Here is a 20983-nt window from a genome sequence, read left to right on the forward strand (position 1 = left end):
TTTAATAACGCAAAAGGATAAGATTATGAAAAAGATTATTGCTTTAATTCTTGCGCTTATTTGCGTTTTATCACTTGCCGCTTGTAATAGTGGAAATAACGGAGATAATTCAGGAAACGGAGGCGCGGAAATCGTATTGCCCGATTTGCCGGGTGGAAGTGATGAAACCGAAAAACCCGATGAATCAGGTAATGAGGAACTTCCCGAATTGCCAAACGATGGAAAACAGGAGGGCGACGATATATCTCACACTCGCTATACGGCAAACACAAGCATATCCGATGTAATAAACGATCCTGTTTTCGGAAATTGGGGTAGAATGATATTTCCCGTAAATAGAGGGTATTACAGTGGCAGTACGCTTGGTAATTTATCGCTTACTTGGTACAGCCATATCAACGTGGCGCATACGGTGGAAATTTGCAATTATTTCAAAGATCAAACGCTTGCGGGCAATCAGGTATTTTACGATATTTACACGGAAGCGGAAAAGGCGGCAGATCCACGCAAAGCGGATACGGGGTTGTTCTTTTTCAGGGGCGAGAAAAACGCTAAATTTGCCGTAACCTGCGCAGGCGGAGGTTGGGCGTATGTAGGTGCAATGCACGACAGTTTCCCACACGCATTTGAACTCTCGAAAAAAGGTTATAACGCATTTGCAATTATTTACCGTCCGGGCGCACAAACGGCTTATGAGGACTTGGCAAGGGCAATCACGTTTATTTTTCACTATGCAGAAGAACTTGGCGTTGACACAAGCGGTTATTCCGTTTGGGGCGGTAGTGCAGGCGGAAGAATGACGGCAACGATTTCTTCCTGCGGCGTACAGAGTTACGGTGGTGGTGCTGATATTCCCAAACCGAGTACAGCGGTTATTCAGTACACGGGACACACCGACTATAACAGAAACAGTGAGCCTGCGACTTTCGTTACTGTTGGCGAGAACGACGGTATTGCAAATTACCGCACTATGAAAACGCGCATAGATAATTTAGCAGCTATGGGCGTACCCACCGAATATCATTCGTATGCAGGACTTCCGCACGGTTTCGGTTTAGGTATCGGAACGATAGCCGAAGGTTGGTTCGACCAAGCCGTAGCCTTTTGGGAAAGGAATAGCTGAAATAAATTGTGCCGGTTGGAATAATTCGGGCGTTTTATTCGCTTGATATATGGAGGGCTAATTACAACTTAATAAACGAGGAGAGGAAGTCGGAACTAACTGACTTCCTTTTTCGTGCGCCGAATATTAAAATTTGGTGAAATTTTCGACTAAGCGGTTGATTTTTTGAGATAAGTGTGCTTGGTTAAGTAGAGGGATTTTTTGAGAAATTTTCGTCCACGCGTAAATATTTTTCAAAAAAGTGTCCTAGGTATAGTGGAGGGAAAAATTTTTTAGAGTAACTTTTTCCTCGCGCGTCTATATTTTTGCTTATAAGTGTGCTTGATTATATGTAGGGACTTTGAAACTTTTTAAGAAAATTTTACATTAGACCCCGAACTTTTTGAAAAAAGTGTCCTTGGATATATAGAGGGACTAAAAAAAATTTTGCCTTAGAACGTGTAATTTTCGGGATAAATGTGCTTGGTTATATGGATGGGTATAAAATTTTTCAAGAAATTTCTACTTAGACCGTCACGTTTTGGAAATAAGTGTGCTTGGTTAAGTAGAGAGATATTTTAAGGAGGTGGTGCTTATGCGCTATTAACAAGACTTGCAAGTGGTCTATAAATGCTTGCGCTAACTAAATAAACGGAGGTATAAATTGCAACTAAAATCAATGATGGAACCGGTAATTGCAAGAGAGGCAAACTGCACCATTATCCGTACGGATTGGAAGCAGGTAAAGCAAAGTACACCATTCTGTACTTTGGAACTTTTCGCAGAGCGAAAACGAACAAGTGGGAAACCCACTTTTCTGGGGAGGATTAAATGAATAGAAACGATATATTAAGCGGTAATACAAGACAGTACATTTCTATTACGGATTGCGATATGCTTGAAATAATCGAGAAATTGTTGCCGTACTACAAGAGCTTTAATCGGCTTGTAAACGATGCGCTACAATATGGATTGCCGATGTTGTTGGAGATTAAACAGGATAACACCGTGCGGTTGGAAGAAGAACAACGACCACAGGCAATAGAAGTAAAAACCGTACCCGATGAACGCATAGCCGAGATGGTGAAACTGCTGCAAGAGATAGTGATGAATACAACGATAAGCAAGTCAATAGTGTGTTCGCTGTTTAACGCCAAGAGCGCAGAATTAAAAGGTAGATCGTTGCCGGTAGAAAAGTTTGATAGCGGTGCGATGCGAGATACACCTACTTGCCTTACAAAGTATGAGGTGGATATGTTGAACGCAATGGATGACGATTAGTATAAGCCGCAGTCGTATTAACATTCTCAAAACGCTTGACTCTATAACTACAAAGTGGTAAGATATATACAATCGTATATATACGACGGATATATTTCACGGAGGTTTGGTTATGGAGAACAATAGGAAAGTAAAGGACAAGCGTTACGAGGACAAGCACAAAGCCGAGAGGAAGGCTAAGTGTATGGTATGGGGAACGAGTGTACCGAGAGAAAAAGCCGAAGAGATAAATGAGTTTTTGAAGAGATACGGCTTCACCAAGGTACAGCTAATAGAAGAAGGGTATAAAGCATTGCAAGAACAGTGTTTACAAAAGCGTGAATAGCTTTTGAAGTACGTGGCGTCTACTAAAGACGCGGTGACGGAGTAAAATATTGACGAGCAAACGTTCCCTGCGTTTTTGTAGTCAATGACGGGAGTAATTTACGGAGGAGACAGGGAGTAAGCAAAGAATAGAGCAATATGAAATCGATGGTACGGTATACACCGTAATAGCCGAAGAAAGTAATAATGCTCAATCAACGCCGTTAGATATTATGCGTATGCTCGTAGAGCGTAATGCGTATAAGAGTTACGGCGAAATTGGACGGACTTGCTGTTTGCAAACTAACGGAGGTAAAAAAGTATGTTAGGAATGCAAACGGTATCAACAATAAAAAATAAAGCAAACGGAGGTGACGCGGTTACCGCACTATATTGTAGGCTTAGCCGCGACGATGATTTAAGCGGCGATAGCAACAGTATCGTCAATCAAAAGCAAATACTTGGGGAATACGCCAAGCGGCAAGGTTTTCATAATTGTCGGTTCTACGTGGACGACGGTTATTCGGGAACAAACTTCGAGCGTCCGGATTTTCAAAGAATGATTGCGGATATCGAGAGCGGAGAGGTTAAAACCGTAATTGTAAAGGATATGTCGAGATTCGGCAGGAATTACATAATGGTTGGTTACTACACTGAAATCTTATTCCCAAATGCCAAGATACGTTTTATAGCAGTCAACGACAGTGTGGACAGCGAGTGCGAGGCGGATAATGAGTTTACACCGTTTCGGAATATCATCAATGAGTGGTATGCGCGAGATACAAGCAAGAAAGTAAAAGCTGTATTGCGTGCAAAAGGTACTTCGGGCAAGCATTTAAGCGCAGTACCGCCGTATGGTTATATGAAAGATCCGAACGATAAGACGAAATGGATAATCGACGAAGAAGCGGCAAAAGTAGTGAAAGAAATTTACAGACTGTTTTTAGAGGGAAAAGGCGTAAAAGAGATTGCGAAAATCTTAACGGCAAATCATATCGATACGCCGCAAACGCATAACGAGAAGTGCGGACTCCCTATTCGGAGCAGAAGCGAATATCCCACAATGTGGAATTCAACTACGGTGTATCAGATTTTGGATAAAGAAGATTATACGGGCTGTACGGTTAATTTCAAAACCAAGAAACTTTCGTATAAATCAAAAGAGCAAATCAATATGCCGCGCGACCAATGGGTGATTTTTGAGAATACGCAAGAAGCGATTATCGACAAGGAAACATTTGAGCTTGTACGGCGTATGCGCGATAAGTGCAGGCGAGTAAGTCCAAATACGATAACGGTTAAGACAGCAGGGCAACCGAGAAAGCCGAAGAATATGTTTGTCGGAAAAGTGTTTTGCACCGACTGCGGTAGTCAAATGAATATCCACCATAATTCGTACAATAAAGAGCGCAACTACTTGGTTTGTACGACGTATCGGAAAAAGAAAAAGGGTGAGTGTACTTCGCATAGAATACGGCTTGACGCATTGGAACAGATTGTATTAAACGATTTGCGAAAGATAAGCGCGTATGTTGCGTGGCACGAAAACGAGTTTGTGGAACGGTACTTGAATTGCTCGCAAAAAGAGAAATTAAGGTTGACCGCGGCGGCAAAGGCGGAAGTTTCAAAAGCCTACGTTCGCCAAGCGGAATTGAACGCAATACTCAGGAAACTTTACGAAGATAATGCGCTCGGACGAATAACCGACGATAGTTACGACGAGCTTGCGGCTTCGTATGAAAATGAGCGAAGACAGTTAAAAGAGCGAGTAGCGACGCTTGAAGCGAGTATTAATTCCGTAGCTGAGGACAATGCGAATCTCGAAAGGTTTATAAGTACGTTGAAGTATTATATAAACTTGGAAGAACTCACGCCCGAAATCTTACACTCCTTTGTCGATAGGATAGAGGTGGGTGAGAAAGTGCGCAACGGTAAATCCAAAACACAAGTAGTCAAAATTATTTACAACTTTATCGGCGCGGTCGATATACCTAAGTAAAAACAAGGACACGGCAGGCGGTGTGCAACCGTCTGCCAATAGTGTCCCCACGACCATTTTACGAGGTAAAGAGTTTTCCCAAAATCCAAAGATTTTGAAAACTGACGGTAGGAACAATCGGGATACCCGATTTTCCTTTGTGGACGAAAATAAAAAACAGAATCGGGTTTCCCGATTGCTGTTCGTTCAAAATATGCTAAAACTTGTTTTTGGCTATTTTCTTTACCTGCTTGTAAAAAATAAACGATAGCCAATATATAAAGCCTTATGCCATAACAGTTTCTCTTGCGATTTTCGACATTTTATGTTATAATGTACTATAAAGATATATGCTTCGATATAGGAGAGCTTACTATGGCAAAAACAACTATTCAATCAGTTGAACCTAATATTGCTGATTTGGCAAATGGCTGGCTCAAGTCTTATAAGTTAGATTATAAATTAGAACAGGAATCATTGAATGCTGAAATAGATCAGGCACTCAACGACTACGCATCTAAAAACGGCGGCGTTGGTGGCAATCGCCCCGATGCAAAGCTGTTGTTATGCGATAAAAATTTAGTGGCCTATCCTATTTTAATAGAGTACAAAGGATACAAAGATAAATTAGTCAAGTTAGACGGTGATGGAAAGATTGCCAATAAAACCGCAAAGAATGTTCCCGATTTCAAGAACATAAATTCTTATGCCGTAAACGGCGCGGTACACTATGCCAATGCGCTACTACACTACACAAGCTATACTGATATTATAGCAATCGGTGTTACGGGTTATAAAGATGAACGTGGCGAATTACAACATTCCATAGGTGTTTATTACGTTTCTAAAAGCAACTTCGGTATTGGACAAAAGGTGGACGAGTATACCGATTTGTCCTTTCTTAAAAAAGAGAACTTTGACGAGTTTATTGAAAAAGTCAAACGCTTGCAATTATCACAAGAAGAAATTGATAAGCTTAAAGAACAGCGCGAACGCGAGATCGATGCGAGCCTAATTAAACTTAATAACGACATTTATAAGGATGAAACGGAAAAGATCTCGGAACAAGATCGCGTTTATCTCGTTGCCGCATCTATAATTGCAACGATCGGGATTCCGAATAAGGTTGCTGCTCTTGAAAAATCGGAATTGAAATCTTCCACCGAAGAGGGTAACCGCGATGGTGATATAATCTTGCGCAAAATAAAAGCCTTTTTGAATGAGAAAAAATTACCGCAGAAAAAGAAAGATTTAATAATCCGCACGCTTGCGAACACGCTTACTACTGACAATATTAACAAAGTGGAAAATGGCGAAAGTCAATTAAAGCGTGTATTTACAAAAATCGTTGACGATTTGGGTATTTACTACAAAATAGGCTTAACAACCGACTTCACAGGCAAGTTGTTTAATGAAATGTATCATTGGCTCGGTTTTTCGCAAGACAAACTGAATGACGTGGTATTAACCCCATTTTATATTGCTACGCTCTTGGCAAAGCTCGCACGAGTGGACAAAGATTCTTATGTTTGGGACTTTGCAACAGGTTCGGCGGGACTCCTTGTTGCTGCAATGAACGAAATGCTTATCGACGCAAAAAATAAAATAAAGTCGCCCGAAGAATTGGCAACGAAGTCGACGGCAATCAAAGCAAATCAATTGCTCGGGTTGGAGATACTTCCAAGTGTTTATATGCTTGCCATACTCAATATGATTTTAATGGGCGACGGTAGTTCCAACATTTTAAACAAGGACTCGCTCAAAGATTTCGACGGTAATTATGGGTTCGGAAATACTGACAAGAAATTCCCCGCAACGGCATTCGTACTCAACCCGCCCTATTCGGCGGCGGGTAACGGTATGATATTTGTAGAGCGTGCGCTTTCAATGATGAGCAAAGGCTACGCAGCTATTATTATTCAATACTCGGCGGGTTCGGGCAAAGCCGTAGAATATAATAAAAAAATATTGTTACACAGTACTCTGCTTGCAAGTATCAAAATGCCAATTGATTTATTCATTGGCAAATCGAGTGTTCAAACGCAGGTATATGTGTTTCGTGTAGGTGAAGCGCATCAAAAAGACGATATAGTAAAATTTATTGATTTTTCAAACGACGGATATACTCGTTCCGATCGCAAAAAAGCAAGCTGTAATTTAAAAGACACCGATAGAGCTAAAGAGCGGTATCAAGAACTTGTCAATTTAGTGCGTTTCGGAAAATCAAAGCTCAATATATTTACTGAAAACGAATATTACGAAGGACATGTCGACCCGTCCAACGGCGCAGATTGGAATCAGACTGCGCCGAAAGATACAAAACCAACGCTTAGCGATTTTAAGAAAACAGTTAGCGACTATCTTTCTTGGGAAGTTTCCTGCTTGTTAAAACGGCAAGATAAGGAGAACGATCGCCTGGGAAAATAGATGCCTCACTTAACGAAAAATTACAGGGCGTTAAGTGGGGCGAATACAAATTAGGTGATTTGTTTGAGATAGAAAATACATTAAGTTTTAATGCAGACAGCCTTGTTGACGGGGATGAATATGATTATGTTACAAGAACTTCATTAAATCAAGGTGTTCTGAGAACAACAGGTTTTGTAAATGCTGAAAATGTAAATGATTCAGGATGTTGGAGTTTAGGACTACTTCAAATGGACTTTTTCTATCGAAGCAAACCTTGGTATGCTGGTCAATTCGTAAGAAAAATCATTTCAAAAATAAAAGTTAGTGAAGGCGCTATACCATTTTTAACTACAATACTAAATCAGCACAAGACAGATCTATTAGCAGTTCTTGTGCGTAATGTAGATAAAACGTTTCGAGAAACAATGGTGCAACTCCCCACAAAAGACGGACAAATAGACTTTGATTTTATGGAAAGCTTTATAGCCGAGCTGGAAGCTCGGTACATAGCCGAACTGGAAGTATACTTAACTGTTACGGGATTAAAAGATTATACATTAACCAAAGAAGAAGAAAAAGCGCTTGAAGATTTCAATACGCTTAGTTGGGGCAAGTATAAAATGGGCGATCTATATGAGAGAATTGACACCCAAAAGTTACCCTATAAGGCAAAAGATTTACCCAAAGAGCCCATCGATAATTTTATACTGCCTTGTTTAACTTCAAGCTTCCAAAATCAAGGTTTGAATTATTATGCGCCCACAAAAGATGCGACTGTTTTAAGCAATGTAATATCAATCCCTTCCAATAGCGATGTTTATAGAGCATACTATCAATCAAGAGCTTTTACCGTTCTTTCTGATGCATATGCTATTCGTTGGAAATCCGATAAAAATGAAATTTTGCCTAATCACTATTTATTTATGGTAATGTGTATCAACAAAGTAACGGATCTACCGATTTATTCGTATAAGAATAAATTAGGTGGCTGGAATGTTGTGAAAGAAAAGTTTATTCAATTGCCAGAGAAGGATGGCAAAATTGATTTTGAGTTTATGTCTACTTTTATATCGGCAATTCAAAAGCTAGTAATAAAAGATGTTGCGTTGTATGCTGATAGAAAAATCGGTGAGACAAAAGCAATAGTTGCAAACAAAGATTGTTAAAACCAAAGTCTAACTACAACTAAATCGAAAATCAAAAGGATTTTTTATGGATGCACAACTGATAAAGAACACTCTTTTTAGGTTCACTAATTTGAATATTGGTATGCCTGTTTGTGGTATGCATATTACTGCGATTAAAAACGACCTCATTAAAATATCGCAAGACATCAAGAACACGGAAATGTTGTTTTCAAATGAATTATTTAGATTGAAAGATATTTTGTTTAACAATCAAAATGGTTTCATAAATCACGTGACTTATGGTGAAATCGTAGCAATATTAAGATACCTGGACAATAAGTGTAACAACCCACAAAAAGATATATGGGCAAGTATGCACCCCCAAATTATGCGTGTATCAAAGCAACTATTTTTAGACGGTCATTTTTCAAATGCCGCCGAAGATGCTTTTATCGAAATAAACGATCGCGTAAAGAAAATTTTTCATAAACTTGAACCAAGCAAGCCAATTCCTGATGGTCGTGACGTGATGAACAAAGTCTTTGCGGATGGAGAAAAAGCAATGATTGAGGTGTGTGACCGTTCTACTGATACCGGAACAAATATTCACGAAGGAACAAGGTTTATGCTTGCTGGTGCTATGGCGGCTCTTCGTAACCCCAAAGCTCATTCCAACAGTGTAGTAATAACGCAAGAAGAATGTTTGAGAAGGCTTATGTTTGCTAGTATGCTGATGTACAAAATCGATGAAGCCGTTGCTTATTCTTGTGTTGTAGAATAGAGCAATCAAAGCCGTAGAAATGGCAATTGAAATGGATGAAGAAACTGCATTAAAGCAATTATGTTTTACAACTGAGGATGATTTTAGGTAATAAGTAAAAGTATGGATAGTCTAATTACATTGCTTCCGACTAAAATGATAAGCAAGGATGATATAAATGGAGTGAAAATAGATTATGAAATCTATTTAGCTGAATTGTTAAATATTTCTGAATATTTTATGACTTTGTCAAACAAAGAAAAATTTGAACGCGTATTAGAGCAATCGCATGGGGAATCTGATGTGATTGCAAATGGCTACGAATTAGACTTTAAGTTGCTTGTCCCTCAAGAGTTTATGAATAATAAATTAAAAGCATTACCTAATGTTAATTACTCCCATTTAGATCGTGGCGCAATTTTTGTAAACGATAAACCAACAAGCACGAATAACTTAACACAGGAACAAGCAAATCGTATTTTCTTTTTGTTTGTGCAATTATTAGCAAAGGCAAAAGATGAGCAAATTGAAAGTTATGCCAGCGATAAGGATAGCACTTTTTATAGTACAACTAAAATGATAAAAAAAGAAAAGAATCTATTATTGTTCTTTCCTTGCGTAATAAATATTTCCAACGGCATTTCAATACCGTTCATTATTAGCAAATTTTTTTCAATCTTGTTTAGTTTAAGAAACAGCATAAAAAAGGATACGTATGTTGTTCTTCTTGCTTCAGACGATCACTTTTATATTCTTAAATATGAAAATCGCGGTTTTTTTATTGTAGATAAAGTACACAAAATTTTTGTTCCTTCATTTAATCAGACATATATGCTAACATACTTTTTAGAAAATAATTGACTGATAAATAATTTGTAAAAAGATTAATATAGGAGAAAGAAATTTATGTCACACGAAAACATAAATCAAATCAATAATGAGTTAGCTATTGAATTTTATGATTTGTTAGAAAAGCTATACAAAATAACAACTGATTATAGATTCGCATTAAACATTGGTGATGAATATAACTTTAAGGTTTATAGCCAAAATTTACAATCTGAAATGCAAAACTTTTATTGGTTTTATGAGAAAAATCGTCTTACCTCCGACTTATCCAATAAGGCTTTGCTTTTAGTTAATCAGTTTAATAAGTTTGTTCCGTATCTTAATAATTTTTCCGATTCACCTGATAGAAAGAGCAAAACTGCACAGGAGTTTGCCAAACAAGCAGAAATTGAGTTTGGGGTACTTGTGGAAATGATACTATCTTATATCTCGGAAATTAAACCTACAGTTTTAAGAGTGCAAGAAAAATTAGAAGAAGAAAAACTAACCCAACAAAGACAAAATTCTAGTGATAACAATTCGGAAATAAATATCAATCCCCATATTGAAGTAAATCCACAAATAAACGTAACCCCGCAAATTAATATTACAGTTGATATTTCGGCGGCCATAGAATTAGCAAAGGCGCAAGCACAAAATAGTAATTTTGATGATGAGTTATTAAAACAAGTAATTGATAGACTTGAAGAGTTAAATAAAATTGCCAAAGAAGCAATGCCTAAAGAGACTCGATGGAATAAAGCGAAGAATATATTAAAATGGGTAGCTGAACAGAGTATTCAAGTCGCTAGTATAGTTATACCAACAATTATAGGAATAATTTAATTAAAAAGAAAGAGCTTAAATCAAATGCTAGCGTTTCATCGTTGCGCTATAGTAAAATAACAGGAACTTGAATTGCAAGTTCCTGTTATTATTTGACTCGCCCTTATAAGGTGTATTCCGATTAAAATTTGTTTTTTTGTAAATTCCCTATGGAACACACCCTAAAGGGTGCGGTTTTTGGTTTTATTCGGGAAATGCGAACCCCGCAAATACGGCGGCCCGTCAGATATGGTAAAACGGTATTTCGCATCTATCGTGGCGTACAAGCCTGTTTTAGGGCAAAAAACCGCCTATTCTTTGATAAAAAGGGAATATTTCGGTGTAAAAGTTGCGTCGAATAGTAGACAAATACGAAAAAATTGTGCTATAATTTTTATGTTAATTAAGGATGATACCCGTGCGGTAAAAGGAGTTTAGGATATGGCAGTAGCACGAAAACCGAAAAATACGTTAAGATTTTCTCAGCCCTCGTCGTGGTGGGGAAGTCAGTGGCGCGAAGGCTTGCCGCTCGGTAACGGCGTGCTCGGCGCTACCGTTTACGGCGGTGCGGCGAGCGACGTGCTCATGCTTACACACGGCGATCTTTGGTGGCAGGGCAAGGACTCGGCGTTGCAGGACGTCGCCGAGAAGGTCCCCACCGTTCGCAAAAAGATAGACGAAGGCGATTTTATCGGTGCGGAGAAAATACTTTCTACCGAGCTTATTCGCAAGGGCTACCGTTCGCAGCTGTCGTACCCGTTGCCCATGTGCGATTTCAAGATCGATATGAAGCTCGACCGCGGCGCTAAGGAATATTCGCGCGAGCTCGATTTGGAGAGCGCGGAAGCGTCGGTGTCGTTCAAGGACGGCGCGACGCGGTTTTCGCGTAACGTTTTCGTGTCGCGCGCCCGCGACGTTATCGTGTATGAGATCACCAAAACGGGGCAGAAGAATATCGACGCTACCTTCAAGTTCGAAATGCACGACAAGTTCAACGCTCGCACTCAGGTCGCGGTGTCGGCTACGCCCGATAACGTTACGGTAAAGAGCGAGAACTACTGGCTGTACTATTCGGCACGTTCGAGCTCGGGCGCGGACTTCGGCGCGGTCGCTAAAATCAATTTCTTTGCTGGCAAACAAGAGGTAGTAGGCGACAGCCTTGTGGTTACGGGCGCCGAAAAAATACTCGTTATTATCAAACCCTTCGTCGAGGCGCAGCGCGAAAAAGCGTGGAAGGACTGCAAGGCCTCGATCATGGAAATCAAGCTTACTTACGACAAGCTTCTCAAAGAGCATCAAGCATTGCATCAAAAACTGTTCCTGTCGGCTGAGCTCGATTTCGGCGCAGATCCGCAAACGCGCGACGGCTTTGTAGATATGGATATTGCCGCGGCGATACAGTCGGGCGAGACGAGCCCCGCGCTTCTCGAAAAACTTTGGGCTTACGGCAGATATTTAATGGTTACGGGTTCGCGCCCCGAAGCGCGGCCGTTCGCACCGTACGGCTTGTGGTGCGGCGACTTCAAAGCGGAGCAGGCGCAAATAAACGCCGCAGGCGATCTTCAATCGGTATATGACATGACCCAGAGCGGCAACCTCAACGACTTTGCCGAGAGCGTATTCCATTTGTACGAAGCGGTAATGCCGTCGCTCAAAACCAATGCGTCCAGACTTTACGGCTGCCGCGGTATTTTCGTTCCGTACACGACCTCGCCGTCGACGGGCTATCTCGGCGACATTACAGACGGCATGATCCACTTTACCGGTGTTGCGGGCTGGCTCGGCAATCTTTTCTACGACTATGCGCTGTATACGGGCGATCAGAAGTTCTTAAAGACGCGCGCGCTTCCGTTCATGAAAGAAGCGGCTACCTTCTACGAGGAGTTCTTCAAGCTCGCCGATCTTAAATACTACGAAAGCTCTCCGTCGTATTCTCCGTTTACTACGCCCGGCAACCTCAGCGGCACGGGTGAGGAGCACGCTATCGCAAAGAACGCAACCGTCGATTTCGCGATCGCGCGTAACCTTTTGAGAAACCTTATCGAAGGCTCGAAAGCGGCGGCTATGAACAAAGCGGAAATCATTAAGTGGGAAGATATGCTCAAAAAGATCCCGCCGTTCAAGTACAACGCCGACGGCACGGTCAGCGAGTTCATCGACGACCGCTGCGCAGATAACGCCGAAGCCCCGTCGCTCGCGCTGTATTATCCCGTATATCCCGATTACCGCAACCGCGATAACTTCGAGCTGTACAAGGCAATGTCGGTCACGGCAAAGAAGAAATGCCAGACCGCGCGCAGCAATATGACCGCTGCCGACGTTGCGCGGTATGCGCAGGTATATGCCAGGCTTTGCGACGGCGATCAGGTCTACGAACAAATCAACGCGCTCGTTCGCGGTATGGCTATGAACAACCTTATGTTCGCCGCCGACGACTGGCGCGGCATGGGCAGCGGCAAAAAGGATATCTGGGCTCAGCCCGTTCCGTACGTAAACGTAATGGTCGCGGGCGCAATGCAGGAAGCGCTCGTTCAGTCCACGCCCGATCTTATCCATCTTTTGCCCGCCGTTCCGTCCGAAATGGGCAAGGGCAGTCTTACCGGTATCCAGACCCGTGCGGGCGTTGAGATTTCCGGCATGGATTGGGACGTTTCGCGCGGCACGCTCGTGGTCAAGCTCAAAGCCAAGCGCGCGACAACGATCGACGTTCAGCTTCCGCGCACGGCTAAACCGCCCAAAAAGGTGGAAGCGCAAAAGTTCGACGATACGCGCGGACTGCTTATAGGTCTAAAACTTGCGGCTAATAAGGTCGTTCAGCTTGATATTAAATTCTAGTTACTTTTTTAGGCAAAAAAGTAACCAAAAAACCTTCATAGTCGTGTATTTACTCGGGTGTTTGATTTTGGATTACACCCGAGTATTTTGTTAGCATAAATTTATAGCTTGATACTACTTGGTTATTTTAAAAGAAATAAATTAAAAAGACTGACATGATAAATATGACAGTCTTTTTTGTTAGCATTAATATTTATTATTTATTTCAGCAAGCTTTCTACAAGGTTGTCCATAGTGTAGAGGGCGGGGGAAGCGGAGAGCAGGAAGTCCGCCGCTTTATACGCGCCGCCCGCAAACAGCTTGCGACTGCGCGCAGAGTGCGAGATAGTCACTATCTCATCCTCGCCGTAAAAGCCTATCTCGTGTTCGCCGACGACACCGCCGCCGCGAACCGAGGTTATGCCGATTTCGCCTTTGTTGCGTTTGCCGTCGCGGTTAATAACGTGATTGTCGCTCGAACCAAGCGCGTCGGCGAGCAGTAGAGCCGTTCCCGACGGGCTGTCTACCTTTTGGTTATGGTGCTTTTCGACTATCTCTATATCGAACGCGTCACCGAGTACCGCTTGCGCCGCCCTAGCCGCCGCTTTGGTCGCGGCAATGCCCAAACTCATATTGCCCGACTTGAATAAGGGCACGCGCTTGGCGAGCAATCTTATGCTCATTTCCTCGCTCGCGTTGTAGCCGGTAGTGGCGAGCACGACGGGGCATTTCTTTATTTCAACGAGCGTTATAAGCGGGGTAAGCGTTTGCGGGCGAGAGAAGTCGATTATAACGTCGTAAGGCACGTTCACTTTTGTAACGTCGTCGAACGTGGGGATAACGGGGTGCGGAGCAATATCGAACCCGCCCGTAACCTCGTAGCCGTAATCTTTTGCCGTTTCTATGAGCATTTTGCCCATTTTACCGTTAAGCCCGAATATAAATGCTTTTTTCATGTATTAATGTAATCTCCGTAATTTTTGTATGTTTAACGGCGCAATCGCGCGGTAGACGGATAACAGTTGGTGAGGCGGCGACGGGAGTGTAGAGCCACCTACATGACCAAGCCGCCGAGCCAAGCGTAGTCCGTATAACGTGATGAGTGCGCCGTTAAACCAACCCGATTTCTTTCATGGCTTTTCCAAGCCGCTCCACGTGCTGTTGTTCCATATCGGTCAAGGGCAGGCGGGGTGCGCCTACGTCGATACCGATAAGCTGCATGGCCTTTTTAACGGGAATGGGGTTGACCTCGCAAAACAGCGCGTGAACAAATTCGTTAAGCTTAAACTGCAAGGCGCGCGCTTTTGCGTAGTCGTTCTTTTCGCACAGCTCGTAAAGCTCGACCATTTGTCTGGGCGCGGGGTTGGCGGCGACCGAAATAACGCCTTTGCAACCGAGCGCCGCATATACGGTGGTAAGCCCGTCGTCGCCGCAGTACATGGGGAAGTACTCCTCGGCGCAAACCTTGGCTGTTTCCTGTATATGCTCTATATCTCCGCTCGCTTCTTTAATGCCTATAACGCGGTCGATTTTGGTTAGCTCGCGCAACGTTTCGGGCAGGATATTCACTCCCGTGCGTGACGGTACGTTATACGCGATTACCGGTATGCCAACCTTAGCAATCGCCTTATAATGCTCTACGATACCGCGCTGAGTGCATTTGTTATAGTATGGCGTGACTACAAGGACCGCATCCGCGCCGAGCTCCTTGGCAAGCCTTGCGTGTTCGCAAGCAAGCGCTGTGCTGTTGCTACCCGCACCCGCGATTACGGGTACTTTTCCTCCGATTTTTTCGATTATGAATTTCAGACCTTGCTTGTATTCTTCAGGCGTTACCGTAGCGGGCTCGCCTGTAGTGCCGAAGGGCAGGAGAGCGGTGACTCCACCGTCCAACAGATGGTTTATATACTTTTCGAGAACGGTGTAATCGATATTTCCGTCCGCGCCGAACGGCGTGACCATTGCCGCGCCTATGCCTGTGAATATTGCCATATTTACCTCTTATTTATTTTTTGCGTGAAAGTAACAGCTCTGCTATCTGTACGGCGTTTGTCGCCGCGCCCTTACGAATATTGTCGGCGACTACCCAAATGTTCAAGCCGTTATCTACCGACTTATCCTCGCGCACGCGACCCACTAACACTTCGTCGCGCCCCTCGGCGTCGAGCGGCATGGGGTAGACGGCGGACTCGGGCTCGTCGCTAACGATAACGCCCTTTGCTTTTTTGAGCGCGTCGAGCGCTGCGGAGCGCGTTACGGGGTTATAGAACTCCACGTTAATGCTCTCGCTGTGCCCGTAGCGCACGGGAACACGCGCCGTGGTAGCCGTTATGCGCAAAGACTCGTCGCCGAGTATCTTGCGCGTTTCGTTGATCATTTTAAGTTCTTCCTTGGTGTAGCCGTCTTCGGTGAAAACGTCTATGTGCGGAATGATATTGAAAGCAATGGGGTGGGGGAACTTTTTGGGCGGCTGTCCGTTAACGCCGTCGCCTAAATCGTCCAAGCCCTGTCTGCCCGCGCCCGACACCGCTTGATATGTCGAATACACTACGCGCTTAATCTTGAACGCGTCGTGCAAAGGTTTGAGCGCAACTACCGCCTGTATTGTAGAGCAGTTGGGGTTGGCGATTATGCCGTTATGTAAAAACGCCGCTTCGGGGTTGACTTCCGGCACGACGAGCGGAACGGTCTTATCCATGCGCCAGCGGCTGGAATTATCTATAACGACCGCGCCGCATTGCGCGAAAATCGGGGCATACTCGCCCGAAACGTCGCCGCCCGCCGAGAATATCGCGTAATCGACGTCAGCCGCTTTTACGTTTTCTTTCGTCAGTTCTTCGACGACGTACTGCTTGCCCTTAAAGGTAACGAGCGAGCCCGCACTGCGCTTGGATGCGAACGCGTGAAATTCGCTCACGGGGAAATCGCGTTCTTCGAGAACCTTCATCATCATGCGCCCGACTACGCCGGTCGCGCCTACTACCGCTACTTTCGCTTTCATGATTTTATATTATCAAAATAGGGTGGTGGTTGTCAAGTATACGGTTATGCTTATATTTTTTGTGATTTAGCCAACAAAAGGTTTTCTTGCCTACTTCTTTCCAAAAAGAAGTAGGTATTTTCTGAAATGCGGCATATTTGCTTGAAATAATGCGGGCTAAGTGATATAATGTAATCATGGACGATGCGTCTTTACAATACTTGACGGACACCCGTCGAGCGCTCCACGCCCTGGCGGAAAAGTCGGGAGCGGAATATAAAACGAGCGAGTTCATAATAGCCGAGCTCAAACGTTTTGGGTTCAAGCCCAAAACTATCGGCACGGGCGTGTATTGCGATTCGGGCAAGGGTAAAAAACGGCTTGCTCTGCGTGCCGATATCGACGCTCTGCCCATAACCGAGAATACGGCGGTAACGGGCATGACTGCTTGTGCTTCCAAAAGCGGCTATATGCACGCGTGTGGTCACGACGGACATACGGCGAATCTACTTAATGTGGCGCGCATAGTCGGACCTAAAAGCGACGTCCCCGTGCGGTTCATATTTCAGTTTGGCGAGGAAGACGAGGGCGGCAGCGAAAAAATGATAGAGGGCGGCGTTCTCGACGACGTCGACGAAATCTACGCGCTGCATCTGTGTCCAGAGCTCGACGAGGGCAAAATCGGGTACTGCTACGGCGGAATGTTTGCTGGCTGTCACGAATTCGATATCGAGATAGCGGGAAAGAGCTGTCACTGTGCGGAGCCGAAAAAGGGTGCGGACGCGGTGCGTGCCACGGTAAGCATAGCGGACGAAGCGTACCGTATAGCCGAGAGCAATGGGCTATTACTCAATCTTGGAAAGCTGGTCGGCGGCGCGGTCAGGAATATCGTAGCCGATAAATGCGTAGCCGAATACACAATGCGGTTTTACGATATGAGTAAGTGCGAGGCGGCTATGCTCGAAATAGAGCGCGCGGCAGAGCGTGCTGACGACGAATACGGCACGAGCCATACCATAAAGACGGTAGCGTTGTATAAGCCGCTTATTAACTCGGCACTTGCAGTAGATAACGTTCGCTCTCTGATGGGCGACCGATGCGTAGCCGTCGAGCCGCGTTACACTGCGGAAGATTTTTCGTATTATCTTACCGAGGTTTGCGGTTGCATGGTGTGGCTGGGCGTAAAGAGCGAGGGTCACGATCATCCGCTGCACAGCGACTGTTTTTCTTTCGATGAAAGAGCGTTATTGACGGGAACCGAGCTGTTCTTAAAGCTGATACGCTCGCGAGCATAATTATATTTTAGGTGAACAAATGGCAAAAAACAAAACCGGTGAAAAAAAGAAAAAGCAAGGCATAGTTTCGCGCATGATGTTCGGCAACGACAATAAGCCCGATCTCACGCCCGAACGCATGCAAACCTCTAAATGGGGCATGTTCAGATACCTGTTTTTCAGCAGGTTCGGTACTATGGTATTGCTCAATATTTTGACTGCGCTGTTTGCGCTTCCCGCAGTCGCGGTTTTCGTAATATTCTATTTGAATAAAGCGGTTGCGGCGGGATACGTGCCATATTCGTCCAATATAGGTATAGGCTATCCCGTAGTGATCGATGCGGCGCAAATAGGCGCGGAGATCGCGTTCAGCTTTCAAATGATGGAGTATCTTATACTCGTGCCGTGCATAGCGATTTTCTTCCTCGGGCTTGCGGGAAACTTCTACGTAATACGAAAGCTTATTTGGGAAGAAGCTACGCGTACCTTTAAAGACTTTTTCCGCGGCATAAAGAAATGCTGGCTCGGCGCTATCACTATGGGCTTTGCCGTCGGGCTTACGATACTTCTCGTAGTTTTCTCGTTCGGGTATTTCGACACGTACAATCTGTCGAACGCCGTTAAGGTATTGTCGATAGTGTTGTCCATAATATTGCTCGTATTTATGATATTGTTCGCGTCCTTCTTTATGACGCAGAACGCGGCGTTCAAAATGCGCCCGTTGGTGCTTATACGCAATTCTGTTTTGTTCATAGTAGGAACGAATATACTCGGCATATTCTTTATCGGCTTGGCGCTCGCGCCTGCGTACCTCGCGTTTATTCCGGGCATAACGATGTTACTCGTAATGATATATTTCTTCCTAGGGTTCTCGTTCTCTACGCTTGTAATATCGCTATTTACGCACTATTGCTACGAGCAGTATTTGTACGACAAGATAGAAGACAAGCCGTCTACCATCTATGTTAAGCGCCAGAGCGACGTAGACGACGCCGCGGCAGAGAAGGCGGCGAAGCAGCGCAAATCTCCCGCGCCGTATAAAAACCCCAAAAAGCGCAAGCGTTCTATCGACGAGGGCTCGTCCATAACGCCGCTTACGCCTACGTTCAGGCGCGAGGATTTGGAGCGGCTCGAAAAAGAACACGAAAAGGTCATGAGCGAAAGCGTTGCGGGCGACGACGAGGCGGCGGAAGAAGTTTCCGCGGCTAACGTAAATACTCAAGCCGCAGGCAATGCTGTGCAAACGGAAACGAACACGGAAAAAGAATAGAATTGATAAAGCAGTTTGACAAACACGGCGCGGCGGCGTTGTATAAACGTAAGTTCGGCGAAGCGATCGACGGCGACGACTATGAAAAAGCGTTCGACTATCTTTTGAGGTTTACGGAAGAGGTCGATAATCCCGATTTTCACATGGCGTGCGGTATGCTCTATCTCTTGATGATACAGGAGAGTGACGACCGTGAGTTTTTGACGCTTGCTTTCAGAGAGTTTATGTTCTATCTCGTCGATCATCCCGATAGCCGCATGGCTTACCGTAATATTCTCGCGACGGTGTTACTGCGCCGCGAAGCGCGCCCGCTTATCGAGTGGAGCGAGTTTATAAAAAACAAGGGCTTCGACCTCGAAGAAATGCTCGGCGAGCTTTCTTCGGCGGGCATAGACGTGTTCACGGGCGAGAGTGAGTATCTCGATATAGGGAGTATGTTCCTTGCGGGCGAGTTCGGGCTTATCGATTCCCAACAAAAAAAGCCGACGGACGAAGTAACGGACGAAACGCTCGCGACCGAAGCCGTACCTGAACAACCGCAAAAACAAGAGAACAAGATCATTAAATTCCGCGGCGAATTCACGCCGCCCCAAAAAGTAAAAAAGAGCGACTCGGGCGAGCCGAAAGCGCTTAAATTCGGTGATGGCTCCGCGGGCGACGACGGGCTCGACGCATTCGACTTTATTATGCAAATGCTGAAAGGCGACAACGAGCCGACGATCATAGAAGGCGATGACGACGGGTTTTCGATCGATATCGACGTGAACGATAGTTCGCCGCAAAAAAAAGAAGAACTGCGTGCGAGACTTGCGCTCGTTGAAGCGGAGAACGCTTGCGCAGTCGGAAAGTACGACGACGCGATTGCTTCGCTTAATAAGATAACAGAGCGCGACGGGCATTTGTACTATTGTGGCGAGTGCGTGCGCGCGTATATACTTCTCGAACAGAACGATATTTCGGGAGCGCAAGCCGCGCTCGATAAGGCGTTCTCCGTAAATCCACGCGGTGCGCTTGCAGGCACGTTGCAGTGTAAGGTTTACGAGTTAACAGGCAATACCGACCGCATACCGGGCGTTCTCAATAACATAGATATTCAGGACTATATCGATTGCGACCACGTGTACAAGGCGATGCGGCTTGCCATAAAATACTGCACAGAGGAGAACGCGCTCGACCTCGCCGAAGGCTTTATCGACGAATATAACGTCATGGATATTCGGTTGCTGTACGCGCAAATGCTGTACAACTACGGCGACAAGCAGGGCGCAATCGACGAGCTATACGCGTTATCGCGCATATTCTACGACGATTTTAACGTGATGTTCTACCACCTCATGGCTAAGTCGGACGTGCCTCGTATGCCACTCACCGAGGAAGCGCCGCAGGACTTTTTGGGGCTTGTGGTGGACAGCGTTATAGAGTACCTCGAAAAGGGCAAGGATAAGCTGGACGAAGACCTTCTTGCCGTCGGGCTCGAAATGTTTCTAACGCTCGAATTCGATAACGAGCGCAAAACGACGGTCACTATGTTCGACGCGCTTAAAAAGCTCGCGCACATGAGTTTGCACCGCGAAAAGGTGCGGGAAGCACTTGTGTCGCCGTACGTAGAGCCGCTCGTCAAGGCGGTAATTCTGGGCGAGCTGTTCGAGCAAGGCGAACACGATTTCCTTATGGAGGTTGGGTATTGCCCGATAGACGGCGAACAGTTGGAAAAGCCCGAACGCGAGTATTATAACGGCTTTAATGCGGCGTATGCGATAATTGTTACGCTATACGGCAAGGGCGTGCCCGCGCTGTTATCGCTTGCGGATGAGGTGAGCGATAAGGCGAAAAAACTCGGTATCTCGGCTAAATCGTTTGCCAACTACCTGGTGCGCAAGGTGCGCGGAAACAAAACGCTGTTAGACAAGTCGACGGACAGACGGATAGATTACGCGCTAGGCTTTTCGAGTAAGACCGCCGCCGCGCAGGACTATAAAGCTACCATTGCTTCCCTTGACGGACACGACGAAAGATAAATTAATCATTGGAG

General features: G+C 44.8%; 16 protein-coding genes. 13 read left to right on the forward strand and 3 right to left on the reverse strand.

Annotation, left to right across the window (positions count from 1 at the left end):
• Positions 1 to 25 precede the first annotated feature (25 nt).
• The 10 genes from HDT28_02705 (at position 26) to HDT28_02750 (ending at position 13448) form a co-directional block, all read left to right on the forward strand.
• Positions 26 to 1123 (forward strand): alpha/beta hydrolase, encoded by a 1098-nt coding sequence (locus tag HDT28_02705; GenBank protein MBD5131492.1) that lies wholly within the window; start codon positions 26 to 28, stop codon positions 1121 to 1123.
• Between the two features lie 810 nt (positions 1124 to 1933).
• On the forward strand, positions 1934 to 2383 hold the full coding sequence (locus HDT28_02710) for a hypothetical protein (GenBank protein MBD5131493.1): 450 nt from the start codon (positions 1934 to 1936) through the stop codon (positions 2381 to 2383).
• Positions 2384 to 2495: 112 nt separating this feature from the next.
• Complete coding sequence (locus HDT28_02715; protein ID MBD5131494.1) at positions 2496 to 2708, forward strand: hypothetical protein; 213 nt, start codon at positions 2496 to 2498, stop codon at positions 2706 to 2708.
• A gap of 300 nt (positions 2709 to 3008) precedes the next feature.
• Positions 3009 to 4685: a recombinase family protein gene (locus HDT28_02720; protein MBD5131495.1), complete on the forward strand. Its 1677-nt coding sequence runs from the start codon at positions 3009 to 3011 to the stop codon at positions 4683 to 4685.
• 354 nt (positions 4686 to 5039) lie between these two features.
• On the forward strand, positions 5040 to 7091 hold the full coding sequence (locus HDT28_02725; GenBank protein ID MBD5131496.1) for an N-6 DNA methylase: 2052 nt from the start codon (positions 5040 to 5042) through the stop codon (positions 7089 to 7091).
• Positions 7088 to 8239 carry a type I restriction endonuclease subunit R gene (locus tag HDT28_02730; GenBank protein MBD5131497.1) on the forward strand — a complete coding sequence of 384 codons (1152 nt, stop codon included), beginning with the start codon at positions 7088 to 7090 and terminating at the stop codon, positions 8237 to 8239. The genes HDT28_02725 and HDT28_02730 overlap by 4 nt, the downstream gene beginning before the upstream one ends.
• A 46-nt stretch (positions 8240 to 8285) precedes the next feature.
• Entirely contained in the window at positions 8286 to 8981 is a 696-nt protein-coding gene (locus HDT28_02735) for a TIGR02391 family protein (protein MBD5131498.1), read from the forward strand.
• 135 nt (positions 8982 to 9116) lie between these two features.
• Positions 9117 to 9821: a hypothetical protein gene (locus HDT28_02740; GenBank protein MBD5131499.1), complete on the forward strand. Its 705-nt coding sequence runs from the start codon at positions 9117 to 9119 to the stop codon at positions 9819 to 9821.
• A 45-nt stretch (positions 9822 to 9866) separates the two neighbouring features.
• Positions 9867 to 10634: a hypothetical protein gene (locus tag HDT28_02745; protein ID MBD5131500.1), complete on the forward strand. Its 768-nt coding sequence runs from the start codon at positions 9867 to 9869 to the stop codon at positions 10632 to 10634.
• 420 nt (positions 10635 to 11054) lie between these two features.
• A complete protein-coding gene (locus tag HDT28_02750; GenBank protein MBD5131501.1) occupies positions 11055 to 13448 on the forward strand; it encodes a glycoside hydrolase family 95 protein in 2394 nt (797 codons plus the stop codon).
• A 200-nt stretch (positions 13449 to 13648) separates the two neighbouring features.
• Here HDT28_02750 and dapB read toward each other — a convergent pair whose 3' ends face one another.
• From dapB to HDT28_02765, 3 genes are all read right to left on the reverse strand, one after another.
• Positions 13649 to 14383, reverse strand: a complete 735-nt coding sequence (dapB, locus tag HDT28_02755) for a 4-hydroxy-tetrahydrodipicolinate reductase (GenBank protein ID MBD5131502.1) — start codon at positions 14381 to 14383, stop codon at positions 13649 to 13651.
• A gap of 154 nt (positions 14384 to 14537) precedes the next feature.
• The gene (locus HDT28_02760) at positions 14538 to 15419 is read right to left on the reverse strand and encodes a 4-hydroxy-tetrahydrodipicolinate synthase (GenBank protein ID MBD5131503.1); all 882 of its coding nucleotides are present in this window, start codon (positions 15417 to 15419) and stop codon (positions 14538 to 14540) included.
• 13 nt (positions 15420 to 15432) lie between these two features.
• On the reverse strand, positions 15433 to 16428 hold the full coding sequence (locus tag HDT28_02765) for an aspartate-semialdehyde dehydrogenase (protein MBD5131504.1): 996 nt from the start codon (positions 16426 to 16428) through the stop codon (positions 15433 to 15435).
• Between the two features lie 176 nt (positions 16429 to 16604).
• Here HDT28_02765 and HDT28_02770 point away from each other — a divergent pair, with 176 nt between their 5' ends.
• From HDT28_02770 to HDT28_02780, 3 genes are read left to right on the forward strand one after another with little or no spacing between them, the layout of a single operon-like run.
• Positions 16605 to 17702: an amidohydrolase gene (locus HDT28_02770; GenBank protein ID MBD5131505.1), complete on the forward strand. Its 1098-nt coding sequence runs from the start codon at positions 16605 to 16607 to the stop codon at positions 17700 to 17702.
• A 19-nt stretch (positions 17703 to 17721) separates the two neighbouring features.
• Entirely contained in the window at positions 17722 to 18951 is a 1230-nt protein-coding gene (locus tag HDT28_02775) for a hypothetical protein (GenBank protein ID MBD5131506.1), read from the forward strand.
• 2 nt (positions 18952 to 18953) lie between these two features.
• The gene (locus HDT28_02780; protein ID MBD5131507.1) at positions 18954 to 20969 is read left to right on the forward strand and encodes a hypothetical protein; all 2016 of its coding nucleotides are present in this window, start codon (positions 18954 to 18956) and stop codon (positions 20967 to 20969) included.
• Positions 20970 to 20983: the final 14 nt, after the last annotated feature.

The organism is Clostridiales bacterium (genome assembly GCA_014799665.1).
GTDB lineage: Bacteria > Bacillota > Clostridia > Christensenellales > Pumilibacteraceae > Anaerocaecibacter.